This is a genomic window from Bradyrhizobium sp., from assembly GCF_016462955.1.
In the GTDB taxonomy this organism is placed as follows: domain Bacteria; phylum Pseudomonadota; class Alphaproteobacteria; order Rhizobiales; family Xanthobacteraceae; genus Bradyrhizobium.
Genome location: NZ_JAEMSD010000411.1, coordinates 1 through 6231 on the forward strand (window position 1 = coordinate 1; position 6231 = coordinate 6231).

Below are 6231 nucleotides of genomic sequence, written 5' to 3' on the forward strand. Positions count from 1 at the left end.
CGCCGATCGCAGGCAGGCCGTTGCTGCCGGCGGGATTGGGCGAGAACCACGTGCCTGAGACGTCGATGACGGCATCGGCGCGCAGCACCTCAGGGCCCTTGCCGTTCTGATAGCGAATTTCGAAAGGCGCTTGCTCCCGCCCCTTCGTCTTCGCCTTGTCGAAGCCCTCGCGGCTGATCGCCGTCACGCGGCTCGAGGTCCTGATCGTCTCGCGCAGCTTCGTTTGCGTCGCGAGCGGTTCGAGGTAGCGCTCGATCAGTTCGCCGCCGGTCGGATAGGCGCTCGGGTCCGGCGAATTCCAGCCGGTCGGCGCGAGCAGGCGCGCGGCCGCCTTGTCGACGTTGTATTGCCACGGCGAGAAAAGCTGCACGTGCTGCCATTGCCTCACTGCGTGGCCGGCTTGCGGTCCCACCTCTAGGACGACCGGAGTCATACCCCGTTCCAGAATGTGGGCGGCTGCTGCGAGCCCGACTGGCCCGGCACCGATGATAGCGACCGTCTTTCCTGTAATCATATTTCTGATCCCATACTTCTAGAATGACCGAATAAGCGGGCAAAGTGCTCAGGCCGCTGTCTGGGTTTCCTTGCATTGATTTTCATCGACGCAGCATTCGTCGACGAGGAAATCCACCAAGCCCCGCATCGTGTCGTATTCGGCGTGGCAAACAAGCGTGGTGCCTTCGCGAACCTGAGTGATTAGCCCTACGGAAACGAGCGCCTTGACGTGATGCGATAGCGTCGATGCCGGGATCTTCAGGCGTTCCTGCAGACGGCCAACCGGCATGCCGACGCTTCCCGCGCGCACCAGCACTCGGTAGATCTTCAACCTAGTCGGGCTGCCCAGCGCTTCGAGTCGGGCGGCCGCATCGTCTATCTTCATCCGGCCAATATGGGCCAGCCGCTGACTGGCGTCAACCGTAATTCTAGCAATTTCGAAATATAAGTGACGGGGTGTCCTGGCAGCGTCATGAAAGCGCAAACAGATATGTCCATAAATCTCGACTTATGGACATTAAAGGCCCTAGCGTTTCGTCGACCCACCCGCTGCGAGGATGCGGATCTTGTACGCTTTGCTGCAAGCTGCTGGAGGTCCAAACCTTGAACAAACCGCTCGGCAAATGGTGCGAGCAATGTGCGATTGGCACCGGCTGCCGCGCATACGAGTTGCGTCCTGCCGAATGTCGGGACTTTCTCTGCGGCTTTCTGACGCTTCATGAGCTTGATGAAGGTTGGCGTCCGTCCACCGCCAGGCTTCTCATCGGCTTCGAGGATGTCAGCCACAGAACCATCTTCGTCCATGTCGATCCCACCCGGTCTGATGCTTGGACGCGCGCGCCTTACTACGCCAAGCTCAAGGAATGGTCGCGGCGTGCGGTCGCCGGACGCGGACAAGTCATTGTAAAAATAGGCGTGCGCGCGATCGTCGTCTTGCCGGACAGGGACGTCGACCTTGGGCCGGTCGCCGATGACGAACTGATCGCAACACAGGAAAGCCTTTCGGCAAGCGGCGTCGTGCTCAACCCTATCAAGCTCAAACGCAGCGATCCCCGCGCCGCTTTTATCCTACCGCCCCAACAGCGCGCCGGGATTGCGCTCGACTGACTTTGCTTCCCGACATTTTACCGCAAAACTTGCGGGGTATCTGTCGGCAATCGTCGACAGAAGCAAATAACCTAATGAAGCGATCCTTGCCGAGCACAAAAGCCATCGAGGGGTTCGGCGCCATTGCGCAGTCGACCCGACTTGCGGCCGTCCGCCAACTTCTTGCGGTCCATCCCAACACCTTGCCAGCGGGCGAAATCGCCCGGCGCTGCGCCGTGCCGCACAACACCATGTCGACCCATCTTCGCATCCTCTCCCGTGCGGGCCTCATTGAGGTCGAACGGGACGGCCGGGTCATGAACTACCGCGCAAATACAAAAGCCTTCGAGCAACTCGTCGACTTCCTCACCCGTGAATGCTGCAAGGGGCGGCCAGGTCTCTGCGGCTTCCACCCGGCGGCCGCGTTGAAGGAGGGCGAGGAAGCCGGGTTGCCGATCGATGCGATCGTGCCCGCCTTCAACGTGCTGTTCCTCTGCACCCAGAATTCGGCGCGCTCCATTATGGCCGAAGCCCTGCTCGAAAGACTTGGTAGCGGGCGTTTTCGGGCCTATTCCGCCGGCACCGAGCCTGCGAACGCGCCGCTCCCCGAGGTCGTCAGGCGGCTCGAGATACTGGGCTACGAGACATCCCAGTTGCGCTGCAAGGCCTGGAGCGAATTCAAGGGACCGAATGCACCGCGCATGGACTTTGTCGTCGCCCTCTGCGACGTACCGCACGGGCAAATCTGCCAGCAACTTGGCAATCGGCTCACAGCGGCGTGGCCTTTACCGGATCCGGCACGGTTCAGCGGTTCGGCGTCCGAGCGGACCACCCTGCTCAATGAACTCTACGCGATGATCCGGCGGCGCGTCGAAGCCTTCGTCAATCTTCCGCTGCAGTCCCTAGACCGCGCGGCTCTGAAAACAAGGCTTGACGAAATCGGCGACACCACGCGGCTTGCGCCCTGACGTCATGGATCGATGCCGGGCGGCCGCTTTCGCTTGCTCGCCAATTGAGCGCGGAGTGCATTCGCCTCGCGCCTCTGCTCGGCGAGCCGGCGCTTCAGCTCCGTATTCCTCTCTTCCAGCGCCGCGAGGCGCGCGGCTTCGTATACGTCGATCTCAACCGGTCTCGCTGCGAGGTTGGTCGAATTCTGTGACCGGGGTCCACGTCCGCAGCCGCAGTCACAGTCACTCGCAAGGCCACCGCCGCGTTGCTCGCTGTCAGTCGGCATAATTCGCCCCATCGAATCTCACCCACTTGCAAAGCCTCAGCCGCCGAGGTCGTCCTTCCAGTCGTTCTCGATCTTGCTGAACCAGATTGGCAGGCAGCGGGATGTGGTTCGGCGCTTCGGCGGCTGAACGTCCGTTTTCAAGCGACCAGATGCTGAGTTTTCGCGACCGGACAACGTGTCCATAATTCTTTAATAATAGAATTATGGAAACACAAGTTTAAGTTTTGATGACAGCTGAGCAAGCTCTTTTATGCTGCAAGCCTCACTCGAGCCGTTGCGGACGGCATCGCGATGTCTCATTCGACATGGAGATCTCGAAGCGGTGGCCAAAAAATAACCCTGTCTTGACATGAATACGTAATTTCCATAACTCTGGATGTATGGAAAATGAACAAGCTGTCTTGGCGCTCGCTGCGCTTGCCCAATCCACGCGCTTGCAGGCCTTCCAAATCCTGGTGAAGCACGAGCCCGAGGGGCTTGCTGCAGGTGACCTCGCGCGCCTCCTCGAAGTCCCGGCCAATACGCTTTCGGCTCACCTCTCGGTCCTGTCTCGCTCCGGTCTTGTAACATCCGAGCGCTACAGCCGCTCGATTGTCTACCGCGCCAACCTCGGCGCTTTTCGAGACGTCGCGGTTTTCTTGTTGCGGGACTGCTGCGGCGGACGACCGGAGGTCTGCATGCCGGTCCTCGAGAGCTTGCAGCCCTGCTCTCCGCCCAAGCGAAAGGGAAAGGTCCATGTCTGATCGCATTTACAATGTGCTGTTCCTTTGCACGGGCAATTCGGCCCGTTCCGTGCTCGCCGAATCGATCCTTCGCAAGGACGGTGGCGGACGCTTTCGCTCCTTCTCCGCAGGGAGCACACCGAAAGGCGCCGTGCATCCGCTGGCGCTGCGCACGCTCGAGAGCATGGACTATCCGATCGACGGTATGCGCTCGAAGAGCTGGCTGGAATTCGCAGCCGCCGACGCACCGGTGATGGATTTCGTCTTTACCGTCTGCGACAACGCGGCCGGCGAAGCATGTCCCGTCTGGCCGGGCCAACCGACGACGGCGCATTGGGGCATCGAAGATCCGGCGGCGGTCGAGGGCACCGAGCTCGAAAGAACTGCGGCCTTCACGAAGGCGTTCCGTTACTTGAAGAACCGCATTGGCGCGTTCGTGAACCTGCCCCTCGGCGGCATCGACCGGCTTTCGCTCGGGACCAAGCTTCGGGAAATCGGCCGCTCCGAGGGAACGACCTCGGGCAAGAGCGATGTGGCGTGACGATGGGCATTTTCGAACGATACCTTACCCTGTGGGTCGCGCTTTGCATCGTGGTCGGCGTTGCGCTGGGCCACGTGATGCCCGGCTTCTTCGGTGCCGTTGCGGCCGCCGAGGTCGCCAAGGTCAACCTGCCGGTCGCGATGTTGATCTGGCTCATGATCGTGCCGATGTTGCTGAAGATCGACTTCGGGTCGCTGGGTCAGGTCCGGGAGCATTGGCGTGGCGTCGGCGTGACCCTCTTCATCAATTGGGCCGTGAAGCCGTTCTCGATGGCGCTGCTCGGGTCCTTCTTCATCGGCCACCTATTCGCACCGTGGCTGCCGTCCGGTCAGATCCCGTCCTACATCGCCGGCTTGATCCTGCTTGCCGCCGCACCCTGCACCGCAATGGTGTTCGTGTGGTCCAATCTTTGCGAGGGAGAGCCCCACTACACGCTGAGCCAGGTCGCACTGAACGACGTCATCATGGTCTTCCTGTTTGCGCCCCTCGTGGGGTTGCTGCTCGGAGTGGCCTCGATCAGCGTGCCCTGGGACACATTGCTGCTGTCCGTCGTGCTCTACATCGTGGTTCCCGTGGTCGTCGCCCAGCTGTGGCGCAAAATCCTGCTGAGAGACGGCCAGGACGGCTTCAACCGCGTCATGCGCATGCTGCAGCCCGTATCGCTTGTCGCACTGCTCGCGACGCTGGTGCTGCTCTTCGGCTTCCAGGGAGAGCAGATCGTCAGGCAGCCCGGCGTCATCGCGATCCTCGCCGTCCCTATTCTCGTTCAAGTCTACCTGAATGCGGGCCTGGCTTATTGGCTCAGCCGACGGTTCGGCGTGGCCTGGTGCGTGGCGGCCCCAGCGGCACTCATCGGCGCCAGCAATTTCTTCGAGCTGGCAGTCGCCGCCGCGATCAGCCTGTTCGGCCTGGAGTCCGGCGCGGCGCTAGCCACCGTGGTCGGCGTGCTCGTCGAGGTGCCGGTGATGCTGTCGGTCGTCCGCATCGTCAAGGCCACGCGGGGGTGGTACGAAGCGGGAGCGGGTAAAGTGCCCGCGGCTGCCGAGGCCCGCCAATAAAATCATCGTGCGCGGGCGGCCGAGCAGCACGCCGGTCTGCCAGTCATAGAGAGATACGTCGATGAGCGTCACGATCTATCACAACCCGGCTTGCGGCACGTCGCGCAACACCTTGGCGATGATCCGGCAAAGCGGCGTCGAGCCTGACGTCATCGAATATTTGAAGAAGCCGCCCTCCCGCGACAAGCTGGTCGAGCTCGTCAAGGCCATGGGAATTTCCGCTCGCGCGCTGCTGCGGGAGAAAGGGACGCCCTATCGCGAGCTCGGCCTCGACGATCCCAAATGGACCGATGACGAGCTGATTGACCAGATGCTCGCGCATCCGATCCTGATCAACCGTCCGATCGTGGTGACGCCGAAGGGCACACGCTTGTGCCGGCCTTCGGAGGTCGTGATCGATCTCCTGGATAGTCCGGTCGGCCGGTTCGTGAAGGAAGACGGCGAAGTGGTGGAGACGCGATAGGCTCGCGGCGCGTCTCCTCGGGCCGCTCGTTTGTCGGACGTGCAGAACACGGAGTGCGGTATTTCAGGCGGGACCCGCCTGCTGAGAACCCGCATTGAGGAGCTGTGAAACAGCCGCGACGACCTGGGCCGGCGCAAACGGCTTTTGCAGCAGAATGCTGTTTGGCACGCCGAGAACCGGCCACTTTTCCGCGGCGCCGCCGGTCATGTAAACCACGGGAAAATGAGGATCGACTTCACGGGCGGCTCTCGCGATGTCCCAGCCGTCGACGCGCCCCGGCAAATTGACGTCAGTCACGAGAGCACGGTACGGCAAGAGATCACCCTTCAACAGCGTGATGGCCTCTTCGCCCGTTTTCGCGGTCGCAATCTGAAAGCCCCCTTCTTCCAAGGCGTCTTCAACGAGAGCCAGGATGGCATCTTCGTCTTCTATGACCAGGACGATTGGTAGATCCGGCGCCATTGCTTCCCCCGTTACCGTTCTGTTTAAAAGTGCACACAGCGTATTTTGTTCCGCTGTACGACGCGGTTCCAGCCACAGGGCGGCGGCCGGATGGTTTCAGAACCGTTGCCGCAGCTGAACGCAACGGGTTGAGCTGAGACGGAACGATCGGGCGACTGCCACGTTTTCCC

Annotated in this window: 9 protein-coding genes; 6 read left to right on the forward strand and 3 right to left on the reverse strand. The window is 61.5% G+C overall.

All coding sequences use genetic code 11. The features are described from left to right. Positions 1–514: NAD(P)-binding domain-containing protein (locus JHD07_RS29995; protein WP_291628724.1), on the reverse strand; the 514-nt coding region annotated here is incomplete at its 3' end. Between the two features lie 48 nt (positions 515–562). Further along, positions 563–880, reverse strand: coding sequence for a metalloregulator ArsR/SmtB family transcription factor (locus tag JHD07_RS30000; protein WP_291628734.1), 318 nt, complete (start codon positions 878–880; stop codon positions 563–565). Positions 881–1098: 218 nt separating this feature from the next. On the opposite strand from JHD07_RS30000, the gene JHD07_RS30005 reads away from it, so the two are divergent. The 6 genes from JHD07_RS30005 (at position 1099) to arsC (ending at position 5599) form a co-directional block, all read left to right on the forward strand. Next, positions 1099–1602, forward strand: coding sequence for a hypothetical protein (locus tag JHD07_RS30005; RefSeq protein ID WP_291628725.1), 504 nt, complete (start codon positions 1099–1101; stop codon positions 1600–1602). A gap of 74 nt (positions 1603–1676) precedes the next feature. Beyond that, entirely contained in the window at positions 1677–2549 is an 873-nt protein-coding gene (locus JHD07_RS30010; protein WP_291628726.1) for a helix-turn-helix domain-containing protein, read from the forward strand. Positions 2550–3195: 646 nt separating this feature from the next. Then, positions 3196–3558: a helix-turn-helix transcriptional regulator gene (locus tag JHD07_RS30015; protein WP_291628727.1), complete on the forward strand. Its 363-nt coding sequence runs from the start codon at positions 3196–3198 to the stop codon at positions 3556–3558. Continuing rightward, entirely contained in the window at positions 3551–4078 is a 528-nt protein-coding gene (locus JHD07_RS30020) for an arsenate reductase ArsC (RefSeq protein ID WP_291628728.1), read from the forward strand. Before JHD07_RS30015 ends, JHD07_RS30020 begins: the two co-directional genes overlap by 8 nt. A gap of 2 nt (positions 4079–4080) precedes the next feature. Continuing rightward, on the forward strand, positions 4081–5136 hold the full coding sequence (gene arsB / locus JHD07_RS30025) for an ACR3 family arsenite efflux transporter (protein WP_291628737.1): 1056 nt from the start codon (positions 4081–4083) through the stop codon (positions 5134–5136). A gap of 61 nt (positions 5137–5197) precedes the next feature. After that, positions 5198–5599, forward strand: a complete 402-nt coding sequence (arsC, locus tag JHD07_RS30030) for an arsenate reductase (glutaredoxin) (RefSeq protein ID WP_291628730.1) — start codon at positions 5198–5200, stop codon at positions 5597–5599. A 63-nt stretch (positions 5600–5662) separates the two neighbouring features. Here arsC and JHD07_RS30035 read toward each other — a convergent pair whose 3' ends face one another. Beyond that, positions 5663–6061 (reverse strand): response regulator, encoded by a 399-nt coding sequence (locus JHD07_RS30035; protein WP_291628733.1) that lies wholly within the window; start codon positions 6059–6061, stop codon positions 5663–5665. Between the last annotated feature and the right edge of the window lie 170 nt (positions 6062–6231).

What these genes read in the sequence shown, in the direction of transcription:
- JHD07_RS30010 (WP_291628726.1), top strand. Translation starts at nt 1,677, where the DNA reads ATGAAGCGATCCTTGCCGAGCACAAAAGCCATCGAGGGGTTCGGCGCC.
- JHD07_RS30020 (WP_291628728.1), top strand. Translation starts at nt 3,551, where the DNA reads ATGTCTGATCGCATTTACAATGTGCTGTTCCTTTGCACGGGCAATTCG.
- arsB (WP_291628737.1), top strand. Translation starts at nt 4,081, where the DNA reads ATGGGCATTTTCGAACGATACCTTACCCTGTGGGTCGCGCTTTGCATC.
- JHD07_RS30000 (WP_291628734.1), bottom strand. Translation starts at nt 880, where the DNA reads ATGAAGATAGACGATGCGGCCGCCCGACTCGAAGCGCTGGGCAGCCCG.
- JHD07_RS30015 (WP_291628727.1), top strand. Translation starts at nt 3,196, where the DNA reads ATGGAAAATGAACAAGCTGTCTTGGCGCTCGCTGCGCTTGCCCAATCC.
- JHD07_RS30035 (WP_291628733.1), bottom strand. Translation starts at nt 6,061, where the DNA reads ATGGCGCCGGATCTACCAATCGTCCTGGTCATAGAAGACGAAGATGCC.
- arsC (WP_291628730.1), top strand. Translation starts at nt 5,198, where the DNA reads ATGAGCGTCACGATCTATCACAACCCGGCTTGCGGCACGTCGCGCAAC.